The following is a 17,620-nucleotide window of genomic DNA, read 5'->3' on the forward strand; positions in this document are numbered from 1 at the left end:
TGCTTAATCTATAAATTATATAATACTTACATTTTTTGAGGCTACGAAAGTAATAACTTCCAAGCACTTTTTACGTCTCCATAGCTCAAATAATTTTGGGCTATTTTATGTTTTTCCCTATGCGATGCGGTTTTTATGTCTGGGTATCGTTCGGAAATATCGGCAATGAATAAATTTACTTCATCAGTATTAGGCAAAGCTTCAACATTGGCTAACATACCAAGATTATTTCCTGTTAAAATCATACTATTTCTAACATGCTCTGGCATATTATCTACACCAATTCCCATTGTTGCTAACGGTTTAGGAATTTCAAAAAAACCTTTATTGGCTCTGCTATAATAACTTCCCCCGGCTCTTGACACTAAATCTAAAACTTCTTGATTTATGGTTTGGTCCTCATTTAAAACGTCCTCAGAAATATGTAATTTTACTACTTCGCATATCACTAAATTTCCTGCTCCTCCTTCAGCTCCTAGTTGCACAATATCATTAACCTTACATTCTAACTGTACTGGCGATTCTGCAACTCTAAACGGTTTTACGATGTCTGAAGACAACATGGTTAAGCCAGCTTTTTCAAATTCGTTTACACCTTCCGGATATTCCGTACTTGTCAGAGAGGTTTGTTGAACCATATCGTAATTCACTACATTAATAACAACTTCTTTAGTTGTTTCAACATTGCTTAAAGTGTGTTTGGTAGTGTTATCTCTTACCCGTCTGGCCGGTGAAAAAATTAATATCGGAGGATTTGCGCTAAACACGTTAAAAAAGCTAAATGGTGATAAATTAGGATTGCCATTGGTATCAATTGTACTCGCAAAAGCGATGGGTCTTGGAGCAATAGCACTTAATAAATAACTGTGTAAAACGCCTGTTGAAAGGTCTTTAGGAACAAATGAAACCATGTATTTTACTGATTTTCAACAAATATACTTATATAGATTTGCGGACAAAAATATTTTATAAATAATAGCGTACAATATTATTAACACTTTTGCATTATATTTAGAATTGAAACAAAATTATCGCATGGTTTTTAGCCTAAATAGAAATGTAATCCGTTGGATTATTGTTATATCTTCCTTTATTATCATTTCCCTTATACTTGGAAATACGTATACATTTTTTCAGAACTTTAAAGCTGAAGAACGTAACAAAATGAAAACGTGGTCTCTTGCCCAAAAAGAACTAAGTAAAACTCAAGATTTAAATACCGATATTGAATTACCTTTAGCAATATTGTCTAGTAATACCACAACTCCCATGATTAATGTTTATAGTGATGGGAGTTTAAATCCAAGAAATATTAACGAAGTAAAAGCCAAAGATTCACTTTATCTTTTAAAGTTAATTAAACAATTTAAGGAAGAAAATGATCCCATAGAAATTAGTTACAAGGGCAAAGTATTTTCAACAGTATATTATGGCAATTCACCTTTATTAAACAAATTAAAATATTATCCTTTAGCGTTATTACTTATTATTTTACTTTTTGGAGCTGTAGTTTATTTCTTTTATCGCAGTTCTAAAATTGCGGAACAAAATAAACTCTGGACAGGTATGGCAAAGGAAACAGCCCATCAAATAGGGACTCCTTTATCTTCCTTAGTAGGTTGGGCCGAAATTTTAAAAACTGAAAATATTAATCCAGATTATATTTTTGAAATAGAAAAAGATATAGACAGACTGCAAACCATAACAGAACGATTCAGTAAAATTGGTTCTGCTCCCACACTTAAAATTATGGACATTGTTGCTGTAACGAAATCGTCTTACGAATATTTAAGGTCCCGTTCATCTAAATTAATTAATTTTGAAATTGTAATTCCCGAAAATGAAATTTTAGTCAACTTAAACGAGCAACTTTTTAGTTGGACGATTGAAAATCTCGTTAAAAATGCTATTGACGCCATGAAAGGTAAAGGCGATTTAAGATTAGAATTAATACAACTCGAAAGTCAGGTATTTATTCAAATTTCTGATACCGGAAAGGGAATTTCGAAATCGTCTTTCACCAAAATTTTTGAACCAGGTTATACGACCAAGAAACGCGGTTGGGGACTTGGCTTGTCTTTAGCCAAACGTATTATTGAAGACTATCATAACGGTAAAATAAAAGTATTAAATTCTGAAATCGGAAAGGGAACAACGATTCAAATCATGTTGAAAACCGTCTGACAACCAAAATAGCAAATTAATATTGGTTTATTAGAGCGTCTGTTCGTAGCGATTATCTAAGGACGTGAGAATGATAATCTCTCGGAAAAAGAGGTTAGAAAAATGTATGTTGTTTTTTAATTATTAGTGGCTAAATTTTTTTTTAAAAGAAAAATTCAAGTTAGTCTTCTCTAAATGTGTTAATTATGAAAATTTAAAGTTTAAAACAAGAGGGTTCTGAACTTTAAATTTCAAAATTTTAGCTTAAATTTGACCATGAATTCGTCACGATATTTCACTTTAAAAAAAGCCAGAATAGGAAATAACTGTCCTGAATGTTATTCTAATGATAGCTTAGAGCTTACCTTTAAACAAACCTTAATAGAATCGAAATTTTATAAAGCGATTACCAATGAAACTACTAGCGAGTTACGATGTCTTAATTGTGAATTGCAGATTTTTCCAGTAAGATGGACCGATGATATTGAGCGTGTGGTAGATTACCATAAGAGAGGACTTAAAACTAAACCTAAATCCATTCAGTTAAAACCTATTGCTGGAGTAATAATAGCTGTTGTTGTTGCCGTAATAACTGCAATAGTTTTATTTGCAACAGGTATAATTTCTTATTAACTATAAATATGAGCTAATCTGTTTTGCGATCTTTTCAAATTCTTCTGGCTCTAATTTTTGTTTATTTGAAAAACGTGCATCGTCCATAGTGTGAAGCGGGATTAAATGGACATGAACATGAGGGACTTCTAAACCAATTACCGACATTCCAACGCGTTCACAAGGCACTGCTTTTTCAATAGCTATACCTACCTTTCTTGAAAATTGCATTAACCTAGTGTAAGTGTCTTCATCTAAATCGAAAATTTTATTAACCTCTTTTTTAGGTATACAAAGCGTATGGCCTTTTGTATTTGGGTTAATGTCTAAAAACGCAAAAAAATCTTCGGTTTCAGCAACTTTATAAGACGGTATTTCGCCTTTAATTATTTTTGTGAAGAGTGTTGCCATAGGGATTGAGATATTGTAACTATTATAAATATAAAAAGATTCCTGTAATAAGGAATCTTTTTATGATATATCTATAAAATTATTATCTATTTGATGAATGTTATCTCGAAATTTCTAAAATATCGAATTTCATAGTACCATTTGGTACCTGTATTTCGGCAGTATCACCTACCGATTTTCCTAATAATCCTTTTCCGATAGGAGAGTTTATAGATATTTTGCCCGAAGCTAAATCTGCTTCACTTTCAGCCACCAAAGTATAGATCATTTCCATACCATTAGTTTGGTTTTTTATTTTAACTTTTGACAAAGCCAAAACCTTAGATAAATCTAATTGTGACTCATCAATAACTCTGGCACCAGATAAAGTTTCCTCCATTTTAGAAATCTTCATTTCTAACATACCTTGAGCTTCTTTAGCTGCATCGTATTCGGCATTTTCACTTAAATCTCCCTTGTCTCTAGCTTCTGCAATCGCTTGTGATGCTTTTGGACGTTCCACGTCTTTAAGTTGGTTTAATTCGTCGCGTAATTTTTTTAAACCCTCAGCGGTGTAATAAGATACTTTACTCATAATTCATTCGTTTATAATAAATAAAATGCTGAAACTCCAAAAGCGTGGGGACAGCATAAAAAAAATCTCGCGCTGACGAGATTACTATACAAATATATAAAATATTTACGGCAAAGTTCAATTAATTGTAAATTGCCTTTCAAAAATTGAAGATGAAAAAAGTACTTTTAATACTTAGTTGTGTTGTGTTTTTTGGATGCGATAAAAACGAAATTAGCAGCAACTGTAACTTTTTGTTTGATGTCGGTGTGAATCTTACCGTAAACTTAAATTTACCACAATTTAATCAACTTTTATTTATAGGTAGTGCTGTTAAGGTAGAAGGGCAGGGTAATGAAGGTATTATTTTATACAGATTGAATACCTCCACCTTATTAGCTTGGGATGGTGCAGATCCTAATCATCCTCCATCTGCTTGCTCTGCACTATCATTAGAGGCAAACGATGGTACTGCAACATGTGGGTGTGCCGAAGAAAATTCTTATTATTTAGCAACAGGGAGCTTTGTAGGCGATAATCCTCCACCATGTACGTTAAAACCATACAGGGTGGAGGCTATTGGGAATAATTCTTACCTAATTAGTAATTAAAAATTTAAGGTCATACCAACCAAAAAGTTAGTCGTAGCTTGTGGATAAAAGCCAGCTCCTTCAACAGTTGTAATCGTTCCTGGGTTAGAAAAATCATCATCATACGTGTAATAAAACCCATTGGTAATATATTTCACATTAAATATATTATTAACCAATCCGGTAAATACAACAGAATCAAAAACTGATTTTGTTTTTAATGTGTAATTAATATTAAAATCGTTAATAAAGTAACTATCTAACTTTGATCGATCTGCTTCCGTATTGCTCATAAACTGTTCACCAACAAATTTACTTAACCAAGTAAGTTGAAGATTTTCAATAGGCTGAAAAACAATAGCATTGGCCGCGACCAAGTTTGGTGAAAACGAAATATCTGTTTTGCCAAGATTCTGTAATTCACCATCAAAAGGAATAATAGTTTCTTTATTTTTATTAGAACTTAAGGTTAAATTAGGTTGTAAGGTTAATTTTGAACTTACAGGAATTATAGCTTCTAGTTCTAATCCTAGACGGTAACTTTTGCCGCTATTAGTTCTAATAGGGTTACCAACGTCATCCATTTGTCCAGAAAGAACCAATTGTTCGTTATAAAGCATGTAGTAAGCATTCGCATTAAATACAAAATTGCCGTTTTTATGTCTCCATCCTAATTCGAAATCATTTAATTGCTCTGGTTCTATACTTTCATTACTTTCAAAATCGGTTCTATTAGGTTCTCTATTAGCTCTGGCATATGAGAAATAAAGGTCGTTATTATTATTTAATTCGTAAGTAATACCTGCTTTTGGATTAAAAAATGTAAATGATTCATCAACTGCAAATTCTACAATATCAGAGGTTGTACCCGTGGTTTTATACTTTACATTTCTAATTTGTAAATCTCCAAAAAGGCTTATCTTATCGTTTAATTTATAATTGGCTTTTGAGAAAAAAGATAGATCATTTTTTTTAGAATTTCCATCATAATGGCGATCTCTAATTTCAGTTTGACTTGCAAATTCGGCCCATATAATTTCGCCAAAATGGTCGCCGTCGTAATGACTATAGGATCCTCCGAAAATAAGATCTAAACCATCAGCTTTATAATTTACATTGGCGTTAATGACATAAAAATTATTATCTAACCAACGTCTTCTAATTAAATCGGTCTCATCAATTATTTCTCCATTAAAGTTTAATGGTTCTAACCCGTAATCATCAAAACCTTCTTCTTCTTTATATTGTTCAAAATAGCCTTGACCTTTGGTATAGTTGAGACCAATAGTGGTAGACCATTGATTATTGTAACGCTGATTCCAATGTAATTGGTAATGATTTTGACTATAATTATCGACTTCATTATCGTAAAATTGGGTATTTCCTTCATCATCCGTATATTCTCCAGCCGTATTATAGGTGCGATCGTCTTCAAGTTTTTCTAAATCTTCTAAGCCGTTCCAAGCTTGATAAGTCACCTCTTTACCACCAAATGTTATGGCTTTAAATAAGGTATTATCATCTACATAAGACCCTTGTAAAAAATAAGATTTTAAATCGGCAGAAGCCCGATCAATATAACCATCGGAAACAATATTAGATAAACGACCAGCTATTTCGAAGTGATCATTCATAAGTCCTGTGCTAAATTTTACCGTGTGTTTTCTAGTGTTATAGCTACCAAAAGAATTGGAAATTTCTCCTGCTGCTTCTTTAGAAACTGCATCTGTCAATACATTTATACTAGCACCGAATGCTCCAGAACCATTAGTGGATGTTCCAACACCACGCTGCAACTGTAAACTTTCTGTAGAGGAAGCAAAATCGCCCAAATTGACCCAAAAGGTACCTAAGGATTCAGCGTCGTTGTACGGAATTCCGTTAATAGTAACGTTTGTAGATTGAGAACTGACACCTCTAACTCTAATCCCCGTATAACCGACACCTGCTCCGGCATCTGTGGTAGTTACTACAGACGGTAAAAAATTAAGCAACATCGGAATATCTTGTCCTAAATTTCGTTTGGCTAAGTCTTCTTTAGTTACATTAGAGTGCGTAATTGGTGATTTGGCATCTACCCTTACGGCTTTCACCAAAACTTCGTCTAGTTTTTCAACTTTTGTGGAATCTTGTTGTTTTTCTTGTCCATAGGCTGAACAAAGCCCTAATAAAAAAAATGAAAGTGTTAATCTCTGTCGGTTTGTTTTAGAGAGATTATTGAATAAAATTTTCATGCGACTATAGTCTTATAATCGAATAAAAAGAGGTAATTATTCTTGGTTAATAATTATGATTTTGATAAAATTATTTTAAGATGAAAACCTTCTATTTTGCTAAGCAAGAAGGTTCAGTAAAATAGATTTTACTGTAATCAATGCTTAAGGTTACACGCTGCAATAATTTATCTTTAATTCCTAAACGGCATTACCCGTTCTAGGTTCAATGGGTATGATCTCAGCCGTTTTGGTAAGCAGTGTTTAGTAATCAGTATGCAGTTAAAACTGTGGACTAAAAACTTTGGACTGAATACTAAAAAAGCACCCCTTTTTTGAGAACGCGGCAAATATATAATAGATTTTAGAATTACGAATTACGAATTCTGATTTTTTTACTAGAATTTAATCTATTGTTGGTGGTTTTCTATTGGCCTTTTTCTCAGCATTAATACGTTTATTTTTTAAACGTTTCTTTTTAGATTTTCTGGGAATTCTTGTCAGAATCCTAAGTTTTTCTTCTTTTAAACCTTCTTCTATTAATTCTAAAAATCGTCGCGTAACTAAGGCTTTATTTCTGAACTGACTTCGACTTTCATCTGAAGCTAAAATTAAAAGACCTTCTTTTGTAAGTCTATTATTGAAAAATTCGGAAAGTTTTTGTTTTTCGTCAATATTAAAAACTGACGAGTTTTCTAAGTTAAAATATAGTTCTGCTTTAGATGATACTTTATTAACGTGTTGTCCGCCGCTTCCAGAGCTCCGGACGTATTTATAAGATAATTCAGATTTTAATAATTCGGTATTCACTATTCTTTTATTTGATGAGGTCCTTTAAGTAAATCATTTACGGTCTTAACAGGGTTAAAAGTAATTATAGGTACTTCAACAAAAATGGTCGTCCAATGTGCCATGCTGCCATTCCAAAGCCCCGGTAATTCCAAAGCTTTTAAGTCTTTACCATTCTTTGTTTTTTGTGTTATAAAAGCCGCATTGTAGTCAACATAGTGTTCTAAATTAAAAGTATCACCTTCATAATTTTTTATTCCACAGACTAAATCTACAGGATTAAAATGTGTTGCGTTTTTAAGTAGTTCTTCTTGCCTATAATCATTTAAATTAATTTGCGCAGATTCAACAATTTGAAGTGATTGATTAGATCTATGATCTTTTACCCAAAATGGTCCACCACCGGGTTCGCCTTCATTTTTCACCATACCACAAATACGAATTGGGCGGTTTAGTTTTTGCTGTAAATATTCTATTTTATAAAAATCCGTATATTTTTTATACTCATCGGATATTTTAATACTTAATTTGTTGGTTATAAAATGCTCAATAGCCGTTAATTTTTCTTTTGTAATAGATTCGGACTCTAAATCCTTTAAATACTCAAAAGTTTTGGTTTGTAATTCTAAAAGGATACCCGCTAATACTTTTTTAAATTTAGCAACATCTTCTTTGTATTTATATACGACGACATTGTCGATATTTTTAACAAAAACAATATCAGCATTGAGTTCGTTTAAATTCTTTAATAAAGCACCATGTCCAGATGGCCTAAATAAAATTGAACCATCAGCCTCCCTAAACGGTTCATTATTTAAGGTAACAGCAATCGTATCTGTTGATTGCTGTTGGTAAGAAAAAGATATATCAAAAGTGACGTTTGTATTTTGTTCTATGTGTTGTTTTATTTTTTTAAACTCTGCCTTAAATTTATCTTCGTGAACTTCTGAAATAGTAAAATGTAATTTAGCCTTTCCGTTACTAGATGCGTACAAGGCTGCTTCGTACAAATGTTCTTCAAAAGCAGTAGAAATATGATCTTTCTTATAAGCATGAAACGGTAATAATCCTTTGGGTTGATTACCAAAATTCAGTTGTTTGTCGTCTAACATCGTTTTTGCAAAATGCCAAACTTTTTCTTGAGTAGGTAAAGATTTATAATTGATACCTTTAGATTTTAGCGCTTCTAAAACTTGCCTGTAAAATGGAAATTTTTCCATGCCAACCATAAAGAGCGATAACTCTTTTAAGTTGTTTTTGTTAATATAGGAATTAAGTGATTGCTCATGAGGATTATATTGATTAACAAATTGAAATAAAAATTTAAACATTCTGGAAGCAGCGCCTGAAGCCGGAACAAATTTTAACAACGATTTATTGTCCTTTTCTCTTTCGAATAGTTCAACATATTTTTTTATGGAATCATCAGTTAATTCCATAATACCGTTGCTAATTGTAGCTGCTTCAGAAATATTGGTGAATGGAATACCTGTTTCAAAAAAACCAATCTGTTTTTTAATAGTCTCTAAGTCTAAATCTTTTGATTCTATCTGTTTAATATCGTTTTTTGTAAAATTCATGACTTATTTTTTAGTAGATTGTCAATATGTTTTATAGCAATTCTTAAACGTTCTTCTTTGGTTCCTTTTAATAAAACATAAGGTTTATTATAGGTTACTAAAGCATTTTGGAAAGCGCTGAACATCTGTTCCCTTTTATCGGGTTTGTCTCTTAAGTCGTCAGCTTCCCAAGGTGTGTCAATATAAGTTAAAAAATAAAGATCGTAAGAATTTTTTAGAGCACTTGTTTCTATACTCTGGTCACAGGTTCCTGAGTAATAGGACTCACTATAAACTTTAGTTTCGAGCAGATCTGTATCACAGATGAGAACAGAATCTGTTTTTTTCGCCATTTCATTTTCTAGTTTCATTTGGCCAATGGCAATAGGTAATAAATCTTTAGGTTCACAAATTTTACGTTCAATGTCCCATTTAGCTTGTAAATATTGGCGTGCATATTCTGGTACCCATATAGAATTGTAATGCTTTGCTAGCTGTCTAGATAATGTTGTTTTACCAGTAGATTCTGGTCCAAATAATACTATTTTAGTGCAGTTGCTGGGATGTTGTTTAAGTGCTTCTTCCATTCTTTATAGCCTTGAATTGCAATAATAAGCAATATTATAAACTGAATCATGCTAAAACCTAAGCCCTTTACATAATATAACGGAATTGAAATTATATTAACAATAATCCACAGCAGCCAATGCTCTATTTTTTTATTGGCCATCAACCACATTGCGGCAAAGGCAACTCCAGTGGTAACGGTGTCAAAGTAATCAGTAGCACGATCAAAACGATTAAAATATAAATAGACCCCAATGATGAATAATGCTGTTAACATAAAGATTACCATTGTTTTTAGCCAATCTTTTTTGGTAGATGTTGTGATGCCAATTTGTTTTCCTGTCACTAATGTAGTCCACATATACCAGCCATATATACTCATGAGCGTATAATAAATATTTATGAAAAAATCTCCATACAGTGAAAATTTAAGACACAAGTATGTAAATATTGTTGTGTTTATTAACCCTAGTGGATATACCAAAATATTTTCTTTCTTGCCATACCAAACACCGAGTACTCCAAAAATAACGGCAATAATTTCGAGAACTATATCTATGGTTTCTGCACTTCTGTAAGGTTCTAGAAAAAAGTCAAAAATTTGATTCATAAGTCCATCTTAAACTTCGCAAAAGGAAGAAATTCTTGTAATTATATTAGCTTGTTTAGAAATGTGGTTCATAATCACTGCGGTCAGTTTTCACTAATTTCATTTGTAAAACCGCGATATCCAAACCTGTGAATGCTCGTTTAATTTCTTGTGTTAAAAAGGGCATTACCTTATCAAAATCTCCATAGATCTGTGTGCTCAATGGGTTTTCTAAAACTTTAAATTCAGAAGCGCGCAGTTGTTTTATAAAGTCGATAATATGTGATTCGTAATCGTTTTTTAATGGCGATAGTTGTAATTCAATTGATATTTTCATCCCAGTTGCCGCAAAAGCGGTAATCTTTTAAATTAATATTAAATTCGTTTTCCCTTTTGGGATTATGGATCTTATTTTTTTAACTCCTCAAAAAACGTCTCACCTTTTTCGAAAGCCGTTCCAATAACCACCAAATCTGCTCCTGCTTTATAGGCCTCTTCCATTTCTGTTTTATTTCTAATACCTCCTCCAATAATTAGTGGAATGTTTAGTTCTTGTTTAACTTTACTAATTATATGGGCATCAATAGGATGTGTTGCCCCACTACCAGCTTCGAGATAAATGAGTTTCATCCCTAATAATTCGCCTGCTTTCGCTGTATCTGAAATAATTTGAACGTGGTTTCGTGGTATCGGTTTCGTTTCACTAACACGTTGTACCGATGTTACTTTTCCGTTTTCAATTAACAAATAACCCGTTGGGATTATTTCTAAACCAGAATTTTTCAATCTTGGCACAGCTTCAATATGTTTGCTAATTAAATAATCAGGGTTTCGCCCAGAAATTAAAGATAAAAACAAAATACTGTCTGCTTTATCTGTAATCTGAATCACATCGCCTGGAAATAAAACTACGGGTAAGTTGGTGTGTTTTTTGATTTCAGAAACCAAAATATCGGTTACTCCCTCATCAACATCACTACCACCAACAAAAATATGTGTGGCGACAGATTGATTGGCCTTTGTTATAAAACTTGAAACCTTACTCAACTCCATTTTATCCGGGTCGATTAAAACAGCTAAAAGCTTTTCGTTTTTGGTTGTTGACGATATTATATTTTGGTAAATATTACTCATTATGGAATTACGTACGCGCAAGTAAACCCTTCAAACTCTAAAAAAGCTGTATTGTATCTGTATTTTTTGTTTTTATAATCAATCCAAGCTACGGTGTTTTCATCTTTCATGGTAAATGGAATCACCAAAAAATGGTCTCTAAATAGCATACCTGGTACGGCAAAAAGTTTATAGAGTGATTCTTTAATTCCCCAAATCACAGTTAATCTATTGATGTAATCGTTGTCTGTTGATTTTAAGTAATTATTTTCGTAATCTACAAATTTGTGGGCAATGATAGCTATCTTCTCACGTTGCTTTTCAATATCAATGCCAACGTCTTTATCACTGATAATAACACCAGAAAACGTAAAGGAGTGTGTTATGGATATATGTTTACCGTCATTAAGATGTGGTTTCCCATTCTCGTCATAAAACAAATCTTGATCAGTATATCCAAACTCATGCAATAAATGTCTTACACTTAAAAATCCGCGTTGATGCAATTCGCTTTTCATACCCAAAACCCGGTTTAAACTTTCAGGTTTTAAATCTAATGGATGAAGTAAATCGTCGTAAGATTCTTCGATCTTCCAGATTTTAACAGTAGTTTGTGAATTTACACTAATGGTTTTGTATAGTGGCATTTAGAATTCTGAATGATATTGATTATCTTTGCATCGCCTTAGGCAGATTTGATCCTTTTTTAGATAGCGAATTTAACTAATTAAGAGCTAAACCCAAAGGCAAGTATAATTAAAAAAAGACAAAAATAATATGAGTACAAAAACAGTTGCCTACGTACCTAATAAGGTAAAAGATATGTCGCTTGCGGCCTGGGGAAGAAAAGAAATAGAGTTGGCCGAAGCAGAGATGCCAGGACTAATGAGTTTACGTGAAGAGTACAAGAACGAACAACCTTTAAAAGGAGCACGTATTGCAGGATGTTTACACATGACGATTCAAACTGCGGTTTTAATTGAAACCTTACAGGCTTTAGGGGCTGAAGTAACTTGGAGTTCTTGTAATATTTTTTCTACTCAAGATCAAGCAGCTGCTGCGATTGCTGATGCAGGAACTGCAGTTTATGCGTGGAAAGGCTTAACCGAAGAAGAATTTGATTGGTGTATAGAACAAACGTTATTTTTTGGTGAAGACAGAAAACCATTAAATATGATTTTGGATGATGGTGGCGATTTAACGAATATGGTTTTAGATAAATACCCAGAATTGTCAGCTGGTATTAAAGGTTTGTCTGAAGAAACAACAACAGGAGTTCATAGATTATACGAGCGTGTTAAAAATGGCACTTTAACCATGCCAGCAATTAACGTAAATGATTCTGTAACAAAATCGAAATTCGATAATAAATATGGTTGTAAAGAATCTGCAGTGGATGCGATTCGTAGAGCAACTGATATTATGTTAGCAGGAAAGCGTGTAACCGTTTGTGGTTACGGTGATGTTGGTAAAGGTACTGCCGCATCTTTTAAAGGTGCAGGGTCTATTGTAACAGTGACTGAAATAGATCCTATTTGTGCATTACAAGCGGCTATGGATGGTTTTGAAGTGAAGAAATTAGAAACTGTTGTTGGTAATTCTGATATAGTAATTACTACAACAGGAAATAAAGATATTGTAAGAGCCGAGCATTTTGAAGCAATGAAAGACAAAACAATTGTTTGTAACATTGGTCATTTCGATAATGAGATTCAAATGGATTGGTTAAACAAAAATCATGGGAATACTAAAGATACCATTAAGCCACAAGTTGATAAATACAACATTGATGGAAAAGATATTATTATTCTTGCTGAAGGTCGTTTAGTCAACTTAGGTTGTGCCACTGGCCATCCAAGTTTTGTAATGAGTAATTCATTTACAAACCAAACGTTAGCACAAATTGAACTTTGGAAAAACAGTGACAAGTATGAGAATGATGTTTACATGTTGCCAAAGCATTTAGATGAAAAAGTAGCAAAATTACACTTAGAAAAAATTGGTGTTGAGCTTACTGAATTAGCAGAATATCAAGCTGATTATATTGGAGTGAAGGTAGAAGGGCCTTATAAGCCTGAGCATTACCGTTACTAATATTCCTCAGAAAAATGGAATTTCATAATCGAAATTCCAAAATTAAATCCCAAGCAAGATTCTCAATCAAGTTGAGAATAAAATGTTTGGGATTTTTTTGTTCTTTATTTTTGCCTTTAATAGGCAACCAAAGCATCACTTCGATTGAATACGAGGTATGAGCAAATTGTAATGATAAGCTAATAAATTCAGATAAATCGCAATACTTCAAATATGGTTCTCGATGCAAAATTGCAAATAAGCAATGTTCCCCGAACTGGCGATTCTACTACAATTTAACCTTTAATCAGATATGGAACTGTTACGTATGGAACAGTTACGTCACTTCGAGTGATTCCGAAGAATGAGAAATGTAGCGAGAAGCTAATTTATAAAAAGAAAAAACCTCACAGTTTAAAAACTATGAGGTCTAATAAATTTCATTTATAGTATATCAGCGAACAACTGCTATCTAGTTACGTTTCTTACGCTTGTTTTTCTTCTTTTTCTTAGATTTTGAATCATCCTTTTTTGGATGTACAAGCGTCATTTCATCAATTAAGTGTTTTGCACCAGCAAATTTATCGACAATAAAAAGCACATAACGTAAATCTACCATAATATTTCGACAAATTTCTGGATCGTAATTCATATCGCTCATAGTACCTTCCCAAACTCTATCGAAATTTAAACCGACTAAATTTCCGTGGGCATCAATCGCAGGACTCCCAGAGTTACCACCCGTTGTATGGTTGGTTCCTAAAAAGCAAACAGGCATTTTCCCATCGCTATCGGCATACTGTCCGTAATCTTTAGTTTCGTATAAATCAATAAGTTTTTGAGGGACATCAAACTCATAATCATCCGGAATATATTTTTCAATAACACCTTCTAAATGACTGACGGGTTTGTAATAAACCGCATCTCTTGGTGTATAACCTCTCACTTGTCCGTAGGTTACACGAAGCGTACTATTTGCATCCGGAAAATAACGTTCATTCGGCAACGCTTCCATAAGAGCCGTCATATATTGGGTTTGTAGCGCAGTTATAGGTTCATTTTTTTCGTTATATTCGGCGTTAATAGTATTGAAAAATTCAGCAATTATCGGTTTTGCATAGGCATAAGCAGCATCGTCATTTAGGTTTTTAATAACATCATTAGCATCACCTTCTAGCAATTTTAAAGCTGAATCTAAATTAGTAAACGCCGTTTTATCATAGATTGAAGCATCTACTTCTTTCCCATATAAAGGCATTACATTTAGATACACACCTTTGTCTAAATCCACATCATAATTTTTATGAATACCTTGCAGCTGACCAGTTAAAACTTCTTTTCCTCTTTTAAGATTTTCGGGGTTTGCAATTAAAGCTTGCTCTACTTGATAAGCTCTAAAAGTCATTTGCATTAATTCGTTAGTCGTTAAAAATACTTCAATAAAGTTTCGACGTTTAATATTTACCGGTGCAAAATCCGCATAAAGTTTATCAAATTCTGGTAGAATATGTCCGTATTTATCTTCGAGCCCTTTTTCTTTTAAAGCTTTGGTGAAGGTGGTTTCGAATTTTTTTCGTTTTTCGACAGCGTTACTTTTTTCAATACCTAAATTTTCACCAATCCATTTTTTCCAAGCATTAGCAATTCGGGCTTGTTTGGATGCGTATTTTATACGTACTTCATCGCTTGCTTTCATTTTTTCGTCAATAACTTTTAGAGCCGCTTCTCTAATGGCGATGTTTGTTGGGTTATAATCTTCCGTAATATGCTCAATAGCCACGGCTGGTAAATATTCACTCGTAGTACCTGGAAAGCCAAAAACCATAGTAAAATCACCTTCATCCACACCATCTAAAGATACAGGGAGATGATGTTTTGGTTTATAAGGTTTATTGTTCTTACTATATTTTGCCGGACGATTATTAGCATCCGCATAAATTCTGAATAATGAAAAATCGCCAGTATGTCTAGGGAAGACCCAATTATCAGTATCGCTTCCAAATTTCCCGATGCTAGTTGGTGGTGCACCAACCAAACGAATATCTTCAAAACGCTCGGTTACAAACAAGAAGTATTGATTCCCTTCATAAAACGCTTTTGTTTTTACATCTTGCCATGTTTCTTTTGGCCAAGTTTCCAATACGGAATTTGTATTTTTAGAAATTTGAGACTGTTTTTCCGTTTCTGTCATGGTTTCGGTTACTCCTTTTAGAGCTGCTTCTGAAACATCATGAATACTCACAATAAATTCAATAAACAAACCTTCGTTAGGCAGTTCTTCTTCTAAGTTCATCGCCCAAAATCCATCCTTTAAGTAATCATTTTCTAAAGATGAATGCGACTGAATTTGACTAAAACCACAATGATGATTAGTGAGCACTAAACCCTGGTCAGAAATCACTTCACTAGTACAGCCACCATTAAAATGACCAATAGCATCTTTTAAGCTAGAATTATTAACATCGTAGATATCTTTAGCCGTTAATTTACTGCCTAAATTTTGCATTTCGTCTTCGTTCATTCCCTCTAAAAGTGAAGGAATCCACATGCCCCCTTGTTGGGCTGAAACTTGAAAAGCAACGAAAAAAAGAAGAATTTTTAAAAATCGCATATTTAATTTATTATTAGTTTTTGTAAAGATAGAAATCTTGTTTTATATCTTTAATGTTTTTGCAGATAAAGCATGCTTTTTATGAAATCTAAGTTACCAAACATAAGCACTTCAATATTTACTATAATGAGTAATTTGGCCCAGGAATACGATGCCATAAACTTATCGCAAGGTTTTCCTAATTATCCAAGTTCTCAGAAGTTAATAGACTTAGTCACCAACGCCATGAATACCGGTTACAACCAGTATGCACCGATGTCTGGTAATTTGGATTTGCGTTTGGCAATTTCCCATAAATATCAATTGCTATACAAAAGTAATTATCACCCTGAAAAGGAAATTACGGTTACTGCAGGAGCAACGCAGGCCATTTTTACTGTTATTTCTGCATTTATAAGATCTAATGATGAGGTGATCGTCTTTACTCCGGCTTATGATTGTTACCAACCTGCTGTTGAGATTAATGGAGGAAAAACAATAGCCGTGCAATTATCTGCCCCAAAGTATAAAGTGAATTGGGATGAAGTGGCTTCGAAAATATCGAGCAAAACAAAAATGATTATCATTAATACACCGCATAATCCTAGTGGTACTATATGGTCTAAAAATGATATGCTACAACTTCAAAAACTAACTAACAATACGGAAATTGTTGTGTTGAGCGATGAGGTTTATGAACATTTTGTTTTTGACGCAGGCAAACATCAAAGTGTGTGCTTATATAATGATTTAAAGCAACGCAGTTTTATAACAGCTTCTTTCGGAAAGACATTTCATAATACCGGATGGAAAATTGGTTACTGTTGTGCGCCTCAAAATTTAATGGATGAATTCAGAAAAGTGCATCAGTATAACGTGTTTTCTGTTCACCATCCTTCGCAAAAAGGGATTGCAGATTTTATGCAAGATGAAGAAACCTATTTGGGTTTGAATACATTTTTTCAACGGAAACGCGATTTGTTTTTAAACTTAATTTCAGAATCTAGATTTAAATTTCAGCCAGCGGAAGGGACTTATTTTCAGGTATTGGATTTTTCTGCCATCACAGATGAGCACGATGTAGAGTTTGCGAAACGGTTAACTAAAGATTTCAAAATTGCATCAATTCCATTGTCAGTTTTTAATGAAAATAAACGTGACGATAAGGCGCTACGATTTTGCTTTGCAAAAACGGATGATACCTTAGTTAAAGCTGCGGAAATTTTATGTAAAATTTAAGTATTTGAGATGTTACTTTTTGTACATTTCTGTGTCTTAATTAATGAACATAAAAACTAAAAACGATGAAATATTATATTTTACTTTTATTCTTAGCGTTTTCGTTAATTTCATTAGCGCAGAAAGTGGAGAAAGACGGAAAGACCTATATTATTAAAAAGGAAAAAATCTTCTTAGAAGGAAAAGAGGTGACCGACAGCTTATCTGAAGAAGAAAAAACCTTGATTTTTAAAGAAGGCGTGCTAATTAGGGAAAGTTTGAACCTTAAGGCGATTGAACTAGAACGAAAAGAAAAAGAACGTAAAGGAAAAGAGGAAGCTGCCGCTAAACTTGAAAAAGAATCTAAAAAAGCCCAAAAAGCACAGAAAAAGCTGAAAAGGAGCTCAAAAAGGCTCAAAAGGAATTAAAAAAGAGGGAAAAGCTACAATCTAATTTTGAAAAAGCAGAAAGTAATCTTGATAAAAATCAAAAGAAATACGAAAGGCTTAAAAGAAAAGGAAAATTATCTCCAAAGGATGAAAGTAAGTGGTTGGATAAGCTTGAAAAGTTGACTGAGAAA

The 17,620-nt window shown here is 33.1% G+C and carries 18 protein-coding genes; 6 read left to right on the forward strand and 12 right to left on the reverse strand.

The annotated features are described in order from the left end of the window. Window positions 1–41: 41 nt before the first annotated feature. Entirely contained in the window at window positions 42–911 is an 870-nt protein-coding gene (locus QMA06_RS03820; RefSeq protein ID WP_290205527.1) for a flavin reductase family protein, read from the reverse strand. A gap of 124 nt (window positions 912–1,035) precedes the next feature. Here QMA06_RS03820 and QMA06_RS03825 point away from each other — a divergent pair, with 124 nt between their 5' ends. Continuing rightward, window positions 1,036–2,184, forward strand: a complete 1,149-nt coding sequence (locus QMA06_RS03825) for a sensor histidine kinase (protein ID WP_290205765.1) — start codon at window positions 1,036–1,038, stop codon at window positions 2,182–2,184. Window positions 2,185–2,439: 255 nt separating this feature from the next. Then, window positions 2,440–2,796, forward strand: a complete 357-nt coding sequence (locus QMA06_RS03830; RefSeq protein WP_290205528.1) for a hypothetical protein — start codon at window positions 2,440–2,442, stop codon at window positions 2,794–2,796. Here QMA06_RS03830 and QMA06_RS03835 read toward each other — a convergent pair whose 3' ends face one another. Both QMA06_RS03835 and greA read right to left on the reverse strand, forming a co-directional pair. Next, window positions 2,797–3,186: an HIT family protein gene (locus QMA06_RS03835; RefSeq protein WP_290205529.1), complete on the reverse strand. Its 390-nt coding sequence runs from the start codon at window positions 3,184–3,186 to the stop codon at window positions 2,797–2,799. A gap of 100 nt (window positions 3,187–3,286) precedes the next feature. Next, entirely contained in the window at window positions 3,287–3,760 is a 474-nt protein-coding gene (greA, locus tag QMA06_RS03840) for a transcription elongation factor GreA (RefSeq protein WP_290205530.1), read from the reverse strand. A 152-nt stretch (window positions 3,761–3,912) separates the two neighbouring features. Between greA and QMA06_RS03845 the strand changes: the two genes are divergently transcribed. Beyond that, complete coding sequence (locus tag QMA06_RS03845; RefSeq protein ID WP_290205531.1) at window positions 3,913–4,350, forward strand: hypothetical protein; 438 nt, start codon at window positions 3,913–3,915, stop codon at window positions 4,348–4,350. On the opposite strand, the gene QMA06_RS03850 is transcribed toward QMA06_RS03845, so the two are convergent. The 8 genes from QMA06_RS03850 to QMA06_RS03885 form a co-directional block, all read right to left on the reverse strand. Further along, window positions 4,347–6,563: a TonB-dependent receptor gene (locus QMA06_RS03850; protein WP_290205532.1), complete on the reverse strand. Its 2,217-nt coding sequence runs from the start codon at window positions 6,561–6,563 to the stop codon at window positions 4,347–4,349. The two genes, QMA06_RS03845 and QMA06_RS03850, sit on opposite strands and share 4 nt — an antisense overlap. A 384-nt stretch (window positions 6,564–6,947) precedes the next feature. Continuing rightward, window positions 6,948–7,352 carry an alternative ribosome rescue aminoacyl-tRNA hydrolase ArfB gene (gene arfB / locus QMA06_RS03855; RefSeq protein WP_290205533.1) on the reverse strand — a complete coding sequence of 135 codons (405 nt, stop codon included), beginning with the start codon at window positions 7,350–7,352 and terminating at the stop codon, window positions 6,948–6,950. Next, window positions 7,352–8,911 carry a DUF4301 family protein gene (locus tag QMA06_RS03860; RefSeq protein ID WP_290205534.1) on the reverse strand — a complete coding sequence of 520 codons (1,560 nt, stop codon included), beginning with the start codon at window positions 8,909–8,911 and terminating at the stop codon, window positions 7,352–7,354. Before QMA06_RS03860 ends, arfB begins: the two co-directional genes overlap by 1 nt. Beyond that, window positions 8,908–9,477, reverse strand: coding sequence for an ATP-binding protein (locus QMA06_RS03865; RefSeq protein ID WP_290205535.1), 570 nt, complete (start codon window positions 9,475–9,477; stop codon window positions 8,908–8,910). The genes QMA06_RS03860 and QMA06_RS03865 overlap by 4 nt, the downstream gene beginning before the upstream one ends. Beyond that, window positions 9,432–10,067: a nicotinamide riboside transporter PnuC gene (gene pnuC / locus QMA06_RS03870; protein WP_290205536.1), complete on the reverse strand. Its 636-nt coding sequence runs from the start codon at window positions 10,065–10,067 to the stop codon at window positions 9,432–9,434. Before pnuC ends, QMA06_RS03865 begins: the two co-directional genes overlap by 46 nt. A 55-nt stretch (window positions 10,068–10,122) precedes the next feature. Continuing rightward, the gene (locus QMA06_RS03875) at window positions 10,123–10,383 is read right to left on the reverse strand and encodes a hypothetical protein (RefSeq protein WP_290205537.1); all 261 of its coding nucleotides are present in this window, start codon (window positions 10,381–10,383) and stop codon (window positions 10,123–10,125) included. A gap of 71 nt (window positions 10,384–10,454) precedes the next feature. Further along, complete coding sequence (locus QMA06_RS03880; protein WP_290205538.1) at window positions 10,455–11,180, reverse strand: phosphoglycerol geranylgeranyltransferase; 726 nt, start codon at window positions 11,178–11,180, stop codon at window positions 10,455–10,457. Continuing rightward, complete coding sequence (locus tag QMA06_RS03885; protein ID WP_290205539.1) at window positions 11,180–11,806, reverse strand: 4'-phosphopantetheinyl transferase family protein; 627 nt, start codon at window positions 11,804–11,806, stop codon at window positions 11,180–11,182. Before QMA06_RS03885 ends, QMA06_RS03880 begins: the two co-directional genes overlap by 1 nt. A gap of 130 nt (window positions 11,807–11,936) precedes the next feature. On the opposite strand from QMA06_RS03885, the gene ahcY reads away from it, so the two are divergent. After that, on the forward strand, window positions 11,937–13,253 hold the full coding sequence (gene ahcY, locus QMA06_RS03890; RefSeq protein WP_290205540.1) for an adenosylhomocysteinase: 1,317 nt from the start codon (window positions 11,937–11,939) through the stop codon (window positions 13,251–13,253). Between the two features lie 451 nt (window positions 13,254–13,704). Here the strand turns inward: ahcY and QMA06_RS03895 are convergent, their stop codons facing one another. Then, the gene (locus QMA06_RS03895; protein WP_290205541.1) at window positions 13,705–15,843 is read right to left on the reverse strand and encodes a S46 family peptidase; all 2,139 of its coding nucleotides are present in this window, start codon (window positions 15,841–15,843) and stop codon (window positions 13,705–13,707) included. A gap of 72 nt (window positions 15,844–15,915) precedes the next feature. On the opposite strand from QMA06_RS03895, the gene QMA06_RS03900 reads away from it, so the two are divergent. Both QMA06_RS03900 and QMA06_RS03905 read left to right on the forward strand, forming a co-directional pair. Next, complete coding sequence (locus QMA06_RS03900; protein WP_407704292.1) at window positions 15,916–17,061, forward strand: methionine aminotransferase; 1,146 nt, start codon at window positions 15,916–15,918, stop codon at window positions 17,059–17,061. A gap of 65 nt (window positions 17,062–17,126) precedes the next feature. Next, window positions 17,127–17,468 carry a hypothetical protein gene (locus tag QMA06_RS03905; RefSeq protein ID WP_290205543.1) on the forward strand — a complete coding sequence of 114 codons (342 nt, stop codon included), beginning with the start codon at window positions 17,127–17,129 and terminating at the stop codon, window positions 17,466–17,468. Window positions 17,469–17,620 lie beyond the last annotated feature (152 nt).

The organism is Winogradskyella bathintestinalis, assembly GCF_030407435.1.
GTDB classification, from domain to species: domain Bacteria; phylum Bacteroidota; class Bacteroidia; order Flavobacteriales; family Flavobacteriaceae; genus Winogradskyella; species Winogradskyella bathintestinalis.